Below are 16,022 nucleotides of genomic sequence, written 5' to 3'. Positions count from 1 at the left end.
GACATAGAGGCACCCCCCCGCGAAGCAGGCGACCCGAAACCCCGGAGCGCCCCCTCACTCCTTGGTCGCGCCGGCCAACATGCCCGACACCAGGGCCCGTTGGGAGAAGAGGAACACCAGGAGCACGGGCAGGACGGTGACGAGGGCGGCCAGGGCGAGTTCGGGGCGCATGATCTGGTTGCCGAGGCCGGCGGAGGTGTTGAACGCCGATGACGAGGTGAGCAGGGTGTTCAGCCCCACCTGAGCCGGGTACTGCGAGCTGTCCGGCAGCATGACGAACGGCAGGAAGAAGTTGTTCCAGTTGCCGACGAAGTTGAAGGAGCCGACGAGCGCGATGACCGGTTTCGCCAGCGGCATCGCGACGAGCCGGAACACCTGCCACTCCGAGCAGCCGTCGATGCGCGCGGCGGCCAGCAGATCCGCCGGGATGTTGGAGGAGAAGTAGATGTAGGTGAGGTACACACCGAACGGGAAGAACGAGAAGGGCAGGATCACCGACCAGACCGTGCCGTCCAGGTGGACCGCGTTCATCTCCAGGTACAGCGGCAGGACCAGCGCGGCCGAGGGCATCAGCATCACCAGCAGCGTGATGGTCAGCAGCAGCCGGCGGCCGACGAACCGGGTGAGCGCGAGGGCGTACCCCGCGGGGATGCCGATGACGAGGGTGATGGCCAGCGCGCCGAAGGTGTAGAGAGCCGAGTTCCCCAGCCAGTCGAGGACGGCCCCGTCCTGGAAGCCGTACAGATGACGCCAGGTGTCGGCCAGACCCGTCAGGGAGCCGAAGGAGAACGGCGCGTCGCGCAGGATCTGGCCGTCGCTCTTCGTCGGGGCGAGCAGCAGCCAGACCACCGGCAGCACGAAGAACAGCAGGAAGCAGCCCAGGACGACGATCCATGCCGTGCGGGCGGCCAGACTCGTCGGGCGGATCCGTCGAGACGGCGTGGGAGGGCGGCGGTGGGTCTCGGCAGCCGTGCGCCGGGTCCGGATGGAGGAGGTGAGCGTCATGACGGCCTTTCAGTCCCGGCCGAACAGCCCGGCCCGGAAGACGACGAGTGCCGCGCAGCCGAGCCCGAGGAGGAGCAGGTCGACGGAGAGCGCCGCCGCGCCGTTGAAGTCGCCTGCCTGGAAGGCGTATTGGTACGAGAGTTGGTTCGGTGACCAGCTGTCGGGGATCATGCCCCAGCTCGCGGTGGCGACCAGTTGGGGTTCGACGAACAGCTGGGTGCCCGCCGCGAAGGCGAGGATCAGCATGTAGGCGATCCACTTGGTGATCATCGGGATCTGGACGCGGAGCGCGATCTGCAGGGTGCTCGCACCGTCGATCCGGGCGGCCTCCAGGATCTCGTCCGGGATGTTGTTGAGCGCCCCGTACATGATCACGATCCAGCCGCCCGCCCCGGTCCAGAAGGCGATCACGGTGAACAGCACCGGCAGATGGCCGGGGGCGATGACCTGGGCGAGGGTGTGCCAGCCGAAGGCGTCCAGCAGCCACCCGACCGGACTGGAGGCCGGGTCGAGCAGGATGAGCCAGAGCAGCACGCTCGCCACCCCGGCGAGCGCTCCCGGCAGATAGAAGAGGAACCGCAGCGTGGAAGCGGTCCGGCGCATCCGGCCGTGCAGCATCAACGCGAGCAGCACGACCAGGACCATCAGCACCGCCAGCCAGACCAGCAGGTACAGGCCGATGTGGGCGAAGGCCGGTCCGAAGCGGTAGTCGGAGAAGGTGCGGGTGAAGTTGCCGAACCCGACGTACTGGCCACGGGAGTTGGACAGCGCCAGCCAGAGGGCATAGCCGGTGGGCAGGACTCCGAAGGCGACCAGCAGGACGAAGTAGCCGGAGACGAAGAGGTGTCCGGCACGGCCCAACGGGTTGCGGACGCTGCCCTTCGGTCGTACGGCGGAGGTGGCGGTCATGGGGACGCCTCACCGCTCCACGGTGTAGCCGAGGGACCTGGCCTTGTCGGCGATGGCCGTCTGCCAGGTGCCCAGCGTGTCGGTCAGCGTCTTCCCCGAGTTGAGAGCGGGGACGACGGTCGAGGCGTAGATCGCCTCCTGGCTGTACTGGGTGGCGGACCAGCCGGGCCACACCCGCTCGGCGGCCTGTTGGAACACGGGTCCGATGTCGTCGGCGAAGTAGCCGGTCCTGGTCTGGTTGGCCAGCCACGCTGTCGCGGCCGTCTTGTAGGCGGGATAGGTGCCGGCGGTGGCCTGGTAGTCGTTGGACGTCGTCATCCAGGTCACCAGGTCGGAGGCGGCCTTGAGGTTCTTGCTGTGGGAGGAGACGAACCACAGGCCGCCGCCGACGTTGCCGGTGTAGTTCGTGGTGTCGTCGGCGAACTTGAGCGGGGCGGCTGCCGCGATCCGGCCCTTGGGGGTCTTGAAGGTCGAGTTGAACAGCACCTGGCCGTACCAGGAGGGGCCCGGGAGCATGAGCACCTTGGCGGCCTTGTTCTTGATGAAGACGGTGTCCTTGGAGACCGCGCCCTTGGCGATGAGGCCGTCGAGCAGCTTGGCCATCCGTATGCACTTGGGGTCTTCGAGGTTCACCGTGACCTTCTTGCCGCCGGTGACCGTGCTCGCGGGACACTGGCCGGCCCAGAAGTAGATCTCCGGGGCGTACGAGTCACCGGCGGTGCCGAGGAGATAGCCCGGGTGCTCCTTGGCGACCTTCGTCCCGAGGGCCTCGTACTGCTCCCAGGTGGTCGGGACGGTGTACCCGAAGGAGTCCATCAGTTTCTTGTCGTACCAGAGGACGTTCTGGGCCAGGTCGTTGCGGACGCAGTAGGTCTTGCCGTTGAAGACGCAGGGGTCGAGGGCGCCGTCGGCGAAGCCGCCGAGCGTGCTCTTCGGGATGATGCCCTGGTCGACGGGGGCGGCATAGGGGGACTTGCCCTGGGAGGCCCAGCTGCCGTCGTTGACGTTCGCGGTGAAGGCGACATCGGGCCAGCCGCCGCCGCTCCGGTCGAACAACTGCACCTTGGTCTGAAGGTCGTTGGCGCCATTGGCGTCGCCGCTGTACGTGACGATCTTCAGCTTCACGTCCGGATGCGCCTTCTGGTACGCCTGCACGCCCGGTACGCGGGTGGCGTCCGCCCACACCGTGATCTCGCTGCCTGCCTTCTGGGGCACGGGGGAGAACTTCCCGGCTGTCCCGCTGCCGGCGGGAGTGGGATCCACGCTGGCACATCCGGCGAGCGCGACCTTGAGTGGGCCGAACAGAACAACCTGATCCACAAGCCCACGGACACGCCCTCCCGGGAGAAGAACGGCTGGTCCGGCGATGCCATGGCCAGTTCCGAGTCACAGCTGCTGACCTGGGGGACGGCACCGCTGTTCACCAAGTACCTGCGCGACTTTCCCGACGCCATGGCCGACAGCGGACAGCTGCCGATGATCCTCCCCGCCGTCCGGGGCGGATACGGCTACAACGGCACTCCCGGTTGGGATGCCTGCTGGGCGGCGGTCCCCGCGTGGGACGCGGCGCTCTTCGTCATCCCCTGGGAGCTGTACCTCTACGCCGGCGACCCGTCCCTCCTCACCGAACTCCTCCCGGTACAGCGCCGCCTGCTCGACTACTACGCGACACTGTTCCGGCCCGAGAACGACTACGTCTTCGAGGCGTCCCTGGGCGAGTACTCGGCGGCGGGCGACACCGGGTCCAACGCCGTGATCAGCCTGCAGTTCTACATCCACTTCGCCGACCACATGCACCGCGTGTGCACCATGCTCGGCGAACCCGACGCGGACGCCTACCAGCGGCTTTCCGCCGAGCTGCGCCGGGTGTTCCTCCGCCGCTACTGGGACTCGGAGGCCCGGCGGTTCATCGGAGGGGAGGTCGAGAGCGAGAACATCCTGGCCCTTGAGTTCGACCTGGTACCGGGCACGGACCTGCCGAACGGCGATCCCAGGTGTCTGCCCGGGGGCAGGACACTGGCGGAGAACCGTCGCTCGGTGGCGGATGCCGCCGCCTCGATCAGGGACGCCGGCCATCACTTCCAGTCGGGTGTCTACGGGGCGCGCTACCTGTTCAACGTCCTGGAGGAGTTCGGCCACACCGACCTGCTGATGCGTGCCGTCACCGTGCGGGACGCGCCGGGTTTCGCCGATCAGATCGCCCGTGGTGCGACCTCGCTGTGGGAGGCGTGGGGAGGCGGGTCCCTGAACCACCACTACCGGAGCAGCGTCGCCACATGGTTCTACCAGGAGTTGGCGGGGATCACCCCAACGTCCCCCGGTTATGCGACCGTTCGCGTGAGGCCACGCGTCCCGCTCGGGGACGACTATCTAAAGGCTGTGCCCACTTCTCCCGACGATCCGGGCACGACCGGGTCACTCGGTTACGTCGGGGCCCGACTGCGCACACCACGCGGCACAGTTAGTTCGCGGTGGCGGCGTGGTGACGATGGACAGATCGACCTCACGGTGACGGTCCCCGCGAACACGGTCGCGGAGGTGTGGTGCCCGAGAACCGGTGAACCGGTGGCCCGTTCGAAAGGGGAAGCACTCGTGGGGGACCGGGAGTTCGGCGGGGTGAAGTACAGCATCTTCCTGGTGACCCAAGGTTCCCACCACTTCCTCGGCCGATTGGGCTGAGTTCCACAGGCGTCGGGTGCTCGCGGTCCGCGACTCCCGTCGTACTGGGTCCGTCGACCGACGTGTACTTGTCATGCACAGCCTGCAAAGGATCGGACTGCCGGCTCCGGATCAGTACGACGGCGCGTTCTGCGTCTACTTCGACGTCCGCGGGACTGGACCCACCTCCGGCTCTGCGGGCTGGGCGGCTGCGGGCCGTTGGGGATTCTCGGTCGGCGCGACGGCGTCGTGCGCGTCATCCCGCTCGTCCGGGTCGGCTACGAAGGCGGACTCCCCGTCCAGTGCCCGCTTGGCCCGGGTGATGTCCAGCGCGCCCTCCCAGCGGGAGACGGCGAACGCGGCGACGCAGTTGCCGAGGAGGTTGGTGGCCACCCGCATCGAGTCCATGATGCGGTCGACGCCCAGGAGGAGGGCGACGGCGCCGGCGGGGATGACGCCGAGCGCGGAGGCGGTCGCGGACAGCGCGAGGAACGCCGAACCCGGCACGCCCGCCATGCCCTTGCTGGTGAGCATGAGCATCAGTACGACGGTCACCTGCTGGCCCAGGGTGAGGTCGACGCCCACCGCCTGCGCGATGAAGAGGGTCGCGACGGAGAGGTAGATGGAGGCGCCGTCCAGGTTGAAGGAGTAGCCGGTGGGCAGGACCAGACCCACGGCGTCGTCGCGGCAGCCGGCGTGGCGCAGCTTCTGCATCATCCGGGGCATCACGGTCTCGCTGGAAGCGGTGCCGAGGGCGAGGAGCATCTCCTCGCGGGTGTAGCGGACGAACTTCCACAGGCTCAGCCCGGTGAACGCCTTCAGCGCGACCGCGAGCAGCAGGAGGAACAGCGCGGCCACGCCGTAGCTGACGCCGATGAGCTTGCCGTACGTCGACATGACGCCCAGGCCGTACTGGCCGACGAGGTGTGCGGTGGCGCCGAAGACCGCGAGGGGCGCGAGTTTCATGACGAAGCCGACGATCGCGAAGACGATCTCCTGCACCTGGTTGACGGCCGGCAGGATCGCGGGGACCTTCGTGTGCCCCAGGTGGAGCAGGGCCGCACCCACCAGGCAGGCCAGGACCAGGACTTGGAGGAGCGAGTTCTCGGCGAAGGCACCGACCGCGCTGTCGGGCAGGGCGTGCAGCAGGAAATCGCTGGTCGACGGCAGCGCCGCGCCGCCGGTCTTCGCGTCGACCGCGTTCGAGTCGAGGGTGGCCGGGTCGATGTGCATGCCCGCGCCGGGCTGGACGAGGTTGGCCGCGATGAGTCCGAGCAGCAGGGCGAACGTGGTCGCCACCTCGAACCAGATCAGCGCCTTGACGCCGATACGGCCGAAGGCACGTAGATTCCCGGCCTTTGCTATGCCGGTGACCACCACACAGAACACCAGCGGCGCGATGACGGCCTTGATGAGCCGTACGAAGCCGTCGCCCAGCGGCTGGACGGCGGTCCCGAGGTGGGGCCAGAGCCGGCCCACGACGAGGCCGAGCAGCAACGCGCAGGCGACCTGCGCGAACAGTGACGTGCGCAGCAGACGCGCGGTGCGGCGTGGCAGGGACGGTGCGGACAGCGGCACGAGCTACCTCCGATACTGATTCCGCCATACGGAATTCATATTCCGCTGATCGAGGGCAACTATGGTTCAAGTGGCGTCTTCGCAGAAGCCCATGAACCTTCACCGCCGAAATATTGGATGTTCGTCCAAGCTGGAAGAAGCAGTACGGGTCCACGCCCGGCTGACTGGGTGTGGACCCGTACTGCTGTGTCTGGTGCGGGAGTTGGCCCTACACGGCCGCCGCTGCGGCGTGCAGGTTCTTCGCGGCGAGGGCGAGTCCCTCGGTCTGGGAGTAGGCGGCGTCCTCGTGCTCGATGTTGACGGCCATGTCGGGGTCGATCTCGGCGAGGGCGCGCAGGAACTCGGTCCAGAAGGGGACGTCGTTGCCGATGCCGACGGCGACGAACTTCCAGGCGGGGTTCTGGGGCCAGGAGTTGCACCAGAAGCCGTAGCCGGTGGGCACCTTGTCGGGTGCGTCGGCGGGTACGCGGGTGAAGGAGGTGTCCAGTACGCCGCGGATGTCGGCGCCGGGGCAGAGCGTCGCGTCCTTGGCGGCGGCGTGGAAGACCAGCGGGCCGAGCCACTTGATGGAGGCGATGATGTCCATGCCCTGCCACATCAGGTGCGAAGGGTCCATCTCCGCACCGACGTTGGTCAGTGAGCCCTCGTCGACGAGGCGCTTGAGGGTGACGGGGGAGAAGACGAGATTGTGGGGGTGCATCTCGATGGCGACCCGGACGTCGTTCTCCCGGGCCAGCGCGTCGATCTCCTTCCAGAACTCGACCGCCACGCCCCACTGGTAGTCCAGGACGTCCATGTAGACGCCGTCCCACGGATTCACCACCCAGGACGGGTACTTGGCGTCCGGGTCGGAGCCCGGTGTGCCGGACATGGTGACCACGTGCCGCACACCGAGCAGCCCCGCGAGGCGGATCGTACGGCGCAGGTCGTCGGCGTGCTTCGGGCCGACTCCGGGGAGCGGGTTGAGGGGATTGCCGTTGCAGTTGAGGCCGGTCAGCTCCATCCCGCGGTCCGCGAAGGTCGCGAGGTACTCCTCGCGTGCGGTCGCCGAGGACAGCAGCAGATCGACGGGGCAGTGCGGGGAGGGGATGAACCCGCCGGTGTTGACCTCGACGGAGTCCAGGCCGTTCTCCTTGAGGATGTCGAGGGCCTCGGCCAGCGGGCGGTCGTGCAGACAGGCGGTGTAGGCGCCGAGCTTGAGGGACATGCGGGTGCTCCTTGTATACGTGGGGATGGTCAGACGGCGGGCGGGACCTGGACGGCCGCGCCGTGGGACTGTGCGGACTCGACGATGGCGCGGATGATCTCGATGGTCCGCAGTCCCTCGGCGAACGTGGCGCAGGAGGGCAGTGGTTCGGCGACGCCCGCGACCTGGTCGAGGAACGCCCGTGCCTGGTAGGTGAAGTTGTCGGCGTTGCTGGCCCCGACGCCCGGTGCCTCCATGGGCACCCCGCCCGCGAAATAGGGCATTTGGGGTCCGGCGATGATCTGCCGGGCACCCCGGGTACGCGCGTCGGGCTGGGCGTCGTCGAAGAGGTACTCGGCCGGCCGGTGCTGGTCGAACGCGGCCCGCCCGCCGACCCCGAGGACGTCGAACGCGAGTCCGTTGGGCAGCCCGAAACCGGTACGGGTGACGGAGAAGGTGCCGACGAGCCCGGACTCGAAGCGGGCGGTGAAGGACGCGGTGTCCTCGTTCTCCACCTCGCCGAACTCGTCCGAGACGGGGGCCGAGTTGTGCCCGACGACCGCGCCCAGCGGCAGCGGACGCTTGGGGATCTGCGTGGAGAGCGTGGCACCGGAGACGGAGGTGATGGGTCCGGCGACGTACTCGGCGGCGTCGATGATGTGCGAGCCGACGTCACCGAGCGCGCCGGAACCGGCACCTCCCTTGAAACGCCAACTCAGCGGCCCCTTGGGGTCGGTGGCGTAGTCGCACCAGTAGCGACCGCTGAACAGGGTGAGGTCACCCAGCTCGCCGCGCCGCACATGGTCGCGGATCGCGGCGATGCCGGGGGAGCGGCGGAAGGTGTAGCCGACGGCGGTGACGACATCGGCCGTTCGCTCCAACTCGGCCATCGCACGCGCGTCTTCGAGCGAGCCGGCGAGGGGCTTCTCGCACAGCACGTGCTTCCCGGCGGCGACCAGCGCCTCGGCGATCGGCCGGTGCAGCGCGTTGCCCACGACGATGCTGACGGCGTCGATCGTCGGGTCCTCGGCGACGGCCTCCCAGCTCGGCAGCGCCTTCTCGAAGCCGTAGCGGCGGGCGGCGTCCTCGGCGAGCGCGGTGTTGGCATCGGCTATCGCGGCCAGCCGGACCGGGGGCAGGCCCGGCCCGAACACGGTGTTGACGTTGCGGTATCCGGCGGCGTGACTGCGGCCGGCCATACCGGCTCCGATCACCGCGACGGACAAGGGCTTGGCGGAGGAGGTCATGAGGTGTCCCTTGAGAAGAGAGGTCAGCTGGAGGTGGGGAAGTTGAAGCCGGCCGTGACCTGCTGGGCGGGCTGCGGCCAGCGGGTGGTGACGACCTTGGGCCGGGTGTAGAAGCGGATGCCCTCGGGGCCGTGGATGGGGGAGTCTCCGATGAGGGAGTCCTTCCAGCCGCCGAAGGAGTAGTACGACATGGGCACGGGCACCGGCACGTTGACGCCGATCATCCCGACCTTGACGTTGCGCTGGAATCGCCGCGCGGCCTCGCCGGAGGCGGTGAACAGGGCGGTGCCGTTGCCGTACGGGTTGGCGTTGATGACGGCGATGGCGTCGTCGAGGGTGTCGACGCGGACGATCGCGAGGACGGGGCCGAAGAGCTCGTCGCGGTAGGCGTCCATCTCGGTGGTGACGTGGTCGAGGAGGGAGGGGCCGGTGAAGAAGCCGTCCTCGTGGCCCTCGATCTTCAGTCCACGGCCGTCGACGACGACGGTGGCGCCCTGTTCGGCGGCGGTGGCGACGGCGTTCTCGACCCGCTCCTGGGCGACCTTGGTGATCAGCGGCCCCATCTCCACATCTGCGTCGTGACCGGGGCCGACCTTCACCTCACGGGCCTTGCGGGACAGCACCTCCACCAGGCCGTCCGCCGCGTCGCCGACGGCCACGGCGACGGAGACGGCCATGCAGCGCTCGCCGGCCGAGCCGTAGGCGCCGGCGGTGATGTGGTTGGCGGCGAACTCCAGGTCGGCGTCGGGGAGGACGACGGCGTGGTTCTTGGCGCCGCCGAGCGCCTGGACGCGCTTGCCGTGCGAAGTGGCCCGCTCGTGCACGTACTTGGCGATCGGGGTCGATCCGACGAAGGAGACGGCCGCGATGCCGGGGTGGGCGAGGATCGCGTCGACGGCGTCCTTGCCTCCGTGCACGACGTTGAAGACGCCGTCGGGGAGCCCGGCACGGCGGTACAGCTCGGCGACGAAGTTCGCGGCCGACGGATCCCGCTCGCTGGGCTTGAGGATGAAGGTGTTGCCGGTCGCGATGGCGATCGGGTGCATCCAAAGAGGCACCATGGCAGGGAAGTTGAAGGGGGTGATGCCCGCGACGACGCCGATCGGCTGACGGAAGTTGTGGACGTCGATGCCACGGGAGACCTGGTCGGAGAACGACCCCTTCAGGACATCGCCGAGACCGCACGCGAACTCCACGACCTCCCGGCCTCGGGTGATCTCGCCCCGTGCGTCGGCCACGGTCTTGCCGTGCTCCGCGGAGATGATCCGCCCCAGCTCCTCCTCATGGTCGACGAGCAACTGGCGGAAGGCGAACATCACTTGGGTGCGCTGCGTGAGCGACGACTCCGACCAGGACTCGAAGGCCCGCTCGGCGGCGCTGACGGCGGCGTCGACGACATCGGGCCCGCCCAGGGCGACCCGGGCCTGCTCCTGGCCGGTGGCCGGGTCGAACACCGCGGCGGTGTCCGTGCCGGACACGGCCGTACCGTCGATCCAGTGCTGAATGGTATTCACGGCAAGGTGTCCTTACAGGTAGTGGCGCTGGGCGAGCTTGTTGGCTGCGTACGTCTCGTACGCGCCGCGGGTGGAGTCGAGGGCGGAGGTCTGGCTGACGGGCACGTCCCACCACCCGTGTGCGGGCGGGTTGGGCCCGTACAGGTCGGTCTCGACATGGACGACCGTGGTGCGGGCGGCGGCCTTCGCCTTCTCCATCGCCGTACGGAACTCGTCGACGGAAGTGGCGTGCAGGACGTCCGCGCCGAGCGAGGAGGCGTTCGCGGCGAGGTCGACCGGGAGGACCTCTCCGTCGAGCTGGCCCGAAGTGCCGTCGCGATAGCGGTACTTGGTGCCGAACCGCTGTGAGCCGAGCGCCTCCGACAGAGCGCCGATCGAGGCGAACCCGTGGTTCTGGACGAGGACGACGATGACCTTCAGACCCTCCGAGACCATGGTCACGATCTCCTGAGCCATCATCAGATACGAGCCGTCGCCGACCAGTACGACGACCTCGCGGGAGGGATCGGCCATCTTGGCGCCGACGCCGGCGGCGATCTCGTAGCCCATGCAGGAGTACGCGTACTCGACGTGGTAGGCCTTCGGATCCCTTGCCCGCCACAGCTGTTGGAGATCGCCCGGCATGGAACCGGCCGCGTTGATGACCACGTCACGGTCGCCGAGGACGTCGTTGAGCGCGCCGAGGATCTCCGTCTGCGCGGGCAGCGGGCCGTGGCCCACCGTGAAGCAGCCGTCCTCGATCTCCCTTGTACGGGCGATGAGTTGACCGGTCAGCGCGCGGTACTCCGAGGAGACCTGCCAGCCGTTCAGCGCTTCCGAAAGGGCCTCGATGCCGAGCCGGGCATCGGCCACCAGCGGCTCGGCGGAGTGCTTGACCGCGTCCAGGCGGGCGACGTTGAGGTTGACGAAGGCGACGTCCGGGTTGGCGAAGACGGTGTGGCTCGCGGTGGTGAAGTCGCTGTAGCGGGTGCCGATGCCGAGGACGACATCGGCCTCCTTCGCCAGTTCGTCGGCCGCGTACGAGCCGGTCGAACCGATCCCGCCGACCGCGCAGGGGTGGTCCCAGGGGACTGCGCCCTTGCCGGCGTGGGTGTCGGCGACCGGGATGCCGGTGGCCTCGGCGAAGGCCCGCAGTCGGCTCTCGGCGCCGGAGTACACGGCCCCGCCGCCCGCGACGATCAGCGGCTTGCGCGCGTTGCGCAGCAGGCGTGCGGCCCGCTCGACGGCGGCGGGCTCCGGCACCGGGCGGCCCACATGCCAGACCCGGCGCCGGAAGAACGCGACCGGCCAGTCGTACGCCTCGGCCTGCACGTCCTGCGGCAGGGCGAGGGTCACGGCGCCGGTCTCGACCGGGTCGGTCAGCACCCGCATGGCCGCGAGCGCGGCGGGGATCAGCTGCTCGGGCCGCGAGATCCGGTCGAAGTACTTCGACACGGCACGGAAGGCGTCGTTGACGGTGACGTCCCCGCCCCGGGTGTCCTCCAGCTGCTGCAGCACCGGGTCGGCGGCGCGGGTGGCGAACATGTCGCTGGGCAGCAGCAGGACCGGGATGCGGTTCGTCGTGGCGAGCGCCGCGCCCGTGATCATGTTCGTCGAGCCGGGACCCGTCGACGCCGTGCAGGCGAAGGTGGCCAGCCGGTCGCGCATCTTCGCGTAGGCCACCGACGCGTGGACCATGCCCTGCTCGTTGCGGGCCAAGTAGTACGGCAGGTCGGCCTCTTGGGTCACGGACGCCTGCAGCAGCGCCTGGCCGATCCCGGCCACGTTGCCGTGCCCGAAGATGCCCCAGACCCCGGGGATCAGCCGCTGCTCCTGGCCGTCGCGCTCGCTGTACTGGTTGGCGAGGAAGCGGACCAGGGCCTGGGCGGTGGTGAGTCGTACGGTGGTCATCGCTGCGTGAGTCCTTCGAAGGGCAGGCGGTCGTCGACGTCCTGGGACTCCCAGGTCTCCCGCACCCATCCGTGGGCGGGGTCGTCGCAGATCAGCCAGGCGCGGTCCTGGCCCGGGCCGGCCATGACGTTGAGGTAGTAGAGGTCGTAGCCGGGCGCCGCGATCGAGGGCCCGTGCCAGCCGTGCGGGATCAGCACGGCGTCGCCGGAGCGGATTTCGGCGAGTACGTCGATGGGCCGCTCGGGGGTGCCGTAGACCCGCTGGTACCCGAAGCCGTCACCGTCGCCCGCGACCTCGAAGTAGTAGATCTCCTCCAGCTCGGACTCGGCGCCGGGGCGGGCCTCGTCGTGCTTGTGGGGTGGGTAGGAGGACCAGTTGCCACCGGGGGTGAGGACCTCGCACACCAGGAGCTGTTCGGCGTCGAAGGTGCCGGGCAGGCAGTAGTTGTTGATCTGGCGGGAGCACGCTCCGGCGCCGCGGAACTCGACGGGCACGCGTTCTTTGGGCCCGTACCGAGCGGAGAGTGAGCTCCGCTCGGTACGGGCGGAGGGCAGTGCGAACGTCCCACCGTCCGCACTGCTGATCAGGGCCTCCGCTTCGCGGGGGAGGTACGCGAAGTCGGTGGCCGAGGCGAACACGCCTGTCCGGCCGGCGAGTTCGAAGGACGTGCCGTCCGTGGTGACGGCGCAGGAGCCCGTCAGCGGCAGGACCAGGAACTCGGAGTCTCCGGTGGACAGGGCGTGTGCCTCGCCCGGCCTCAGGGTCAGGATCCTGAGGCCGGAGTATCCCCAGCCCGCCGACTCGGGCGTGACCGCGAGGTCGTACGGACCGTCGATCGAACTCCCCTTGGGGAGGTGGTACTTGCTCGTGTCGCTCACAGCAGGCTCACCGCCTTGTCGACGGCGCCGGCGACATCGCCGTTGGACGGGTAGAGCAGGGAGCGGCCGACCACCAGGCCCTGTGCGGTGGGGAGTCGGAGGGCCTTGCCCCAGGAGGCGAAGGCCGCTTCGGCGTCCTTGACCTCGCCGCCCAGCAGCAGGGCCGGGAGGGTGGAGGAGGCCAGCACACGCTCCATGCCGTCCACGACGGGCAGCTTCAGCCAGGTGTAGGCGGTGCGGCGGCCCAGGCCCGAGGCGATGGTGACCGACTTGACGACGGCGTCCGTCGTGAGGTCGTTGCGTATCCTGCCGTCCTGCCAGGAGGAGAGGAACGGCTCGACCATGGCGATGAGTTGACGGTCGTTCAGCTCGTTGACGGCACGGGCGGTGTTCTCCAGGACGGAGGGTGTGGCCGGGTCGTCGAGGGCGATCCGGGTGAGCATCTTCCCGCCGTCGAAGCCCATCGCGGCGATCGTCTCGGCGTCGTACCCGGTGAAGCGGTCGTCGATCTCGAAGGCGGAGCCCGCGAGGCCGGCGCGGTTCATCGAGCCGAAGACGCTCTTGCCGTCCAGGACGCCGAGCAGCAGCAGATCCTCCAGGATGTCGGCGGTGGCCAACACCCCGGTGACGCCCGGTCGTTCGAGCGCGGTGCACAGCCGGTCCAGCAGCTCGAAGCGGTCGGCCATGGCGTTCGGGTCGGCGCCGACACCGTTGGCGCCGCGTGCGGGATGGTCGGCCGCGATGATCATCGCCCGGCCGTGCTCGCCGAGCGGCGAGGTGGCTCTCACGCGGCGCGCGGCGGCGGCAGCGACGGCACCGGGGTCGCCCACCCGGGCGGACACGATCCGGTTCACGTTGTCGGACAGCACGTCGTCACGCCCTTTGTTCGGTGGTGGGAGAGGTGGTGGCCTCGCGGAGCTTGGTGTCGACCTCGGCCTCGGTGGGCATCGCGTCGGAGCAGGAGAGTCGGCCCGCGACGATCGCGCCGGCCGCGTTGGCGAAGGCGACCGTACGGCGGGTGTCCCAGCCGGACAGCAGGCCGTGGCAGAGCGCGCCGCCGAAGGCGTCACCGGCGCCGAGGCCGTTGACGACCTCGACCGGGACCGGCGGTATCTCGACCGCGGAACCCGTGCGGTCGACGGCCAGGACGCCCTTGGGCCCCTGCTTCACCACGGCCAGCTCCACCCCGGCGGCGAGGAGCGCCTTCGCGGCGGCGTACGGCTCCCGCTCACCGGTGGCGACCTCGCACTCGTCGAGATTGCCCACGGCTACGGTCGTGTGGCGCAGGGCCTCGGCGTAGTAGGCGCGCGCCCGTCCTGCGTCCTTCCAGAACATCGGCCGCCAGTCCAGGTCGAACACCGTCGGCCCGGACTTCGCGCGGTGCGCGAGCGCGGCGAGGGTGGCCGAGCGGCTCGGCTCCTCGCTCAGCCCCGTGCCGGTGACCCAGAAGATCCAGGCGTCCCGTACGGCGGCCAGGTCCAGCTCCTCCGGTCGCAGGTCAAGGTCGGGAGCCTTCGGCAGCCGGTAGAAGTAGAGCGGGAAGTCGTCCGGCGGGAAGATCTCGCAGAACGTCACCGGCGTCGGCGCGATGTCCGACGTACCGACGAACCGGGTGTCGACGCCGTAACCCGTCAGCGCGGTACGGACGAAGTCGCCGAACGGGTCGCGCCCCGTCTTGGTGACCACGGCCGAGGAGTGCCCGTACCGGGCGGCGGCGACGGCGACGTTGGTGGGGCTGCCGCCGAGGTACTTGCCGAACGTGGTGACCTCGGCCAGGCCCACGCCGGTCTGGAGCGGATACACATCCACTCCGACACGGCCCATGGTCAGCACTTCCAACGGCATCGGATCGGGTTCCTTTCGTGGTCTTAAAGCGCTTTATAAAGAGGGTGTGACTCTCCGCCTGCGGTGGTCGTGCGGAGGGGGTGCCGCTGTCAGGCGGCGAGATACCCGGCGATCTTCTCGCGCATCAGGACGGACGACTCCTTGGCCCGTTCCTCCCAGGCGAACACGCAGGCCGTAAGGGTGCCGTCGAAGCCGTTCGCGCGGAGCTCGCGGAACAACTCGTCGAAGTCGACCTCGCCCTCGCCCATGTCGAGATGCTGGTGGATCCGGGCGGTGGTGCCGGGCGGGTTGAGGATGTAGCGGTTGCCGGAGGACGCGTTGTGGTCGAACGCGTCGGCCAGGTGGACGTTGGTGAGCAGCTCGCCGGCGTGCCGGATGATGCCGGGGGCGTCGTTCCCGATGTGGAAGGTGTGCGGGGCGCAGTACAGGAAGCTGACGCTCGGGTGGTTGATGCCCCGGATGAAGTCGACCGCCTGGTGGCCGTCCTCGATGAAGTCGTCGGGGTGTGGTTCCAGGGCGAGTTGGATGCCCTCCTGCTCGAACAGCGGGAGGAGTTCGTCCATCGACTTCCAGAACTGGGCCTCGCTGCGGTCCGCTTCCTCGGGGCGGCCGTTGAACTCCGAGATCATGCTGTCCACGCCCAGCTCGGAGGCGATCTGGATCGACCGCTTCCAGTAGCGCACGGCGGCCTGCCGGGCGTCCTCGTCCGGGCCGGACCAGCGGAACAGCGGCAGCAGGGAGGAGATCCCGACGCCGGCCGCGTCGAGCGCCTTGCGGAACTTGCGCACGGTGGCGTCGTCCACGCGGGGGTGCCGGAAGAACGGGATGAAGTCCTCGCGGGGGGAGAGCTCGATCCACTCGTAGCCCAACTCGGCGACCACACCGGGCAGTTCGAGCAGCGGAACATTGCGGATCATGTACGGGTCGAGGGCGATCTTCATGAGGGAATGCCTTCGGGGGTAGGAGAACGGGGTGCGGGGAGGGGAGCGGGACTCGTCAGTCGGCCGTTCCGGCCGAGGTCGTGGCGTCCTCGTCCTCGGGGAGTTCCTCGACGTCGACGCCGCGGACCTGGGACAACTCGTGCTTGAGCGCGGCGAGTTCGGTTCCGCCGGCCATGTGGTTGGTCAGTTCCTCCAGGGTGATGTCGCTGCGCTCGGCGGAGAGTTCCATGGTGCCGAGGCGCAGGACGCTGAAGTGGTCGCCGACCATGTAGGCGTGGTGGGGGTTGTGGGTGATGAAGATGACCCCGAGACCGCGTTCGCGGGCCGCGGCCACGTACTTCAGGACCACACCGGACTGCTTGACGCCGAGT

At 69.1% G+C, this 16,022-nt stretch carries 13 protein-coding genes and 1 pseudogene; 1 reads left to right on the top strand and 13 read right to left on the bottom strand.

Features of this window, described 5'->3' with window-relative positions:
- Positions 1–54 precede the first annotated feature (54 nt).
- The 3 genes from JHN45_RS41715 to JHN45_RS41705 are packed head-to-tail and all read right to left on the bottom strand — an operon-like array spanning position 55 to position 3,129.
- Positions 55–1,005 (bottom strand): carbohydrate ABC transporter permease, encoded by a 951-nt coding sequence (locus JHN45_RS41715; protein ID WP_201054571.1) that lies wholly within the window; start codon positions 1,003–1,005, stop codon positions 55–57.
- Between the two features lie 9 nt (positions 1,006–1,014).
- The gene (locus JHN45_RS41710; RefSeq protein WP_201054570.1) at positions 1,015–1,914 is read right to left on the bottom strand and encodes a carbohydrate ABC transporter permease; all 900 of its coding nucleotides are present in this window, start codon (positions 1,912–1,914) and stop codon (positions 1,015–1,017) included.
- 9 nt (positions 1,915–1,923) lie between these two features.
- Positions 1,924–3,129, bottom strand: coding sequence for an extracellular solute-binding protein (locus tag JHN45_RS41705; protein WP_201054572.1), 1,206 nt, complete (start codon positions 3,127–3,129; stop codon positions 1,924–1,926).
- Here JHN45_RS41705 and JHN45_RS41700 point away from each other — a divergent pair.
- Positions 3,046–4,593: an alpha-L-rhamnosidase C-terminal domain-containing protein gene (locus tag JHN45_RS41700; protein ID WP_201054569.1), complete on the top strand. Its 1,548-nt coding sequence runs from the start codon at positions 3,046–3,048 to the stop codon at positions 4,591–4,593. The two genes, JHN45_RS41705 and JHN45_RS41700, sit on opposite strands and share 84 nt — an antisense overlap.
- A gap of 135 nt (positions 4,594–4,728) precedes the next feature.
- Here the strand turns inward: JHN45_RS41700 and JHN45_RS41695 are convergent, their stop codons facing one another.
- The 10 genes and pseudogenes from JHN45_RS41695 to JHN45_RS41650 form a co-directional block, all read right to left on the bottom strand.
- A complete protein-coding gene (locus JHN45_RS41695; protein ID WP_201054568.1) occupies positions 4,729–6,150 on the bottom strand; it encodes a cation:dicarboxylate symporter family transporter in 1,422 nt (473 codons plus the stop codon).
- Between the two features lie 208 nt (positions 6,151–6,358).
- The gene (locus JHN45_RS41690; RefSeq protein WP_200711744.1) at positions 6,359–7,357 is read right to left on the bottom strand and encodes a sugar phosphate isomerase/epimerase; all 999 of its coding nucleotides are present in this window, start codon (positions 7,355–7,357) and stop codon (positions 6,359–6,361) included.
- Between the two features lie 29 nt (positions 7,358–7,386).
- A complete protein-coding gene (locus JHN45_RS41685) occupies positions 7,387–8,583 on the bottom strand; it encodes a Gfo/Idh/MocA family protein (protein ID WP_200711745.1) in 1,197 nt (398 codons plus the stop codon).
- Between the two features lie 23 nt (positions 8,584–8,606).
- Positions 8,607–10,097, bottom strand: coding sequence for a CoA-acylating methylmalonate-semialdehyde dehydrogenase (locus JHN45_RS41680; protein ID WP_200711746.1), 1,491 nt, complete (start codon positions 10,095–10,097; stop codon positions 8,607–8,609).
- Positions 10,098–10,109: 12 nt separating this feature from the next.
- Positions 10,110–11,987, bottom strand: coding sequence for a 3D-(3,5/4)-trihydroxycyclohexane-1,2-dione acylhydrolase (decyclizing) (gene iolD, locus JHN45_RS41675; protein WP_200711747.1), 1,878 nt, complete (start codon positions 11,985–11,987; stop codon positions 10,110–10,112).
- Positions 11,984–12,865 carry a 5-deoxy-glucuronate isomerase gene (gene iolB / locus JHN45_RS41670; RefSeq protein WP_200711748.1) on the bottom strand — a complete coding sequence of 294 codons (882 nt, stop codon included), beginning with the start codon at positions 12,863–12,865 and terminating at the stop codon, positions 11,984–11,986. The genes iolD and iolB overlap by 4 nt, the downstream gene beginning before the upstream one ends.
- Entirely contained in the window at positions 12,862–13,734 is an 873-nt protein-coding gene (locus tag JHN45_RS41665; RefSeq protein WP_201054567.1) for an aldolase, read from the bottom strand. Before JHN45_RS41665 ends, iolB begins: the two co-directional genes overlap by 4 nt.
- Positions 13,735–13,738: 4 nt before the next feature.
- Complete coding sequence (gene iolC, locus JHN45_RS41660) at positions 13,739–14,710, bottom strand: 5-dehydro-2-deoxygluconokinase (protein ID WP_201054566.1); 972 nt, start codon at positions 14,708–14,710, stop codon at positions 13,739–13,741.
- 89 nt (positions 14,711–14,799) lie between these two features.
- Positions 14,800–15,651 carry a sugar phosphate isomerase/epimerase gene (locus JHN45_RS41655; protein ID WP_200711751.1) on the bottom strand — a complete coding sequence of 284 codons (852 nt, stop codon included), beginning with the start codon at positions 15,649–15,651 and terminating at the stop codon, positions 14,800–14,802.
- A 55-nt stretch (positions 15,652–15,706) separates the two neighbouring features.
- Positions 15,707–16,022: pseudogene (locus tag JHN45_RS41650) on the bottom strand (sugar ABC transporter ATP-binding protein); the annotation flags it as partial.

This window comes from Streptomyces sp. MBT53, assembly GCF_016654115.1.
Taxonomy (GTDB): Bacteria; Actinomycetota; Actinomycetes; order Streptomycetales; family Streptomycetaceae; genus Streptomyces.
Note: the sequence above shows the minus strand (reverse complement) of the source record. Positions and strands in the feature narration are given on the sequence as shown.

Coding starts and splice junctions, on each gene's coding strand:
- JHN45_RS41700 (WP_201054569.1), top strand. CDS start 3,046: ATGCGCCTTCTGGTACGCCTGCACGCCCGGTACGCGGGTGGCGTCCGC.
- iolD (WP_200711747.1), bottom strand. CDS start 11,987: ATGACCACCGTACGACTCACCACCGCCCAGGCCCTGGTCCGCTTCCTC.
- JHN45_RS41715 (WP_201054571.1), bottom strand. CDS start 1,005: ATGACGCTCACCTCCTCCATCCGGACCCGGCGCACGGCTGCCGAGACC.
- JHN45_RS41690 (WP_200711744.1), bottom strand. CDS start 7,357: ATGTCCCTCAAGCTCGGCGCCTACACCGCCTGTCTGCACGACCGCCCG.
- JHN45_RS41685 (WP_200711745.1), bottom strand. CDS start 8,583: ATGACCTCCTCCGCCAAGCCCTTGTCCGTCGCGGTGATCGGAGCCGGT.
- JHN45_RS41710 (WP_201054570.1), bottom strand. CDS start 1,914: ATGACCGCCACCTCCGCCGTACGACCGAAGGGCAGCGTCCGCAACCCG.
- iolC (WP_201054566.1), bottom strand. CDS start 14,710: ATGCCGTTGGAAGTGCTGACCATGGGCCGTGTCGGAGTGGATGTGTAT.
- JHN45_RS41655 (WP_200711751.1), bottom strand. CDS start 15,651: ATGAAGATCGCCCTCGACCCGTACATGATCCGCAATGTTCCGCTGCTC.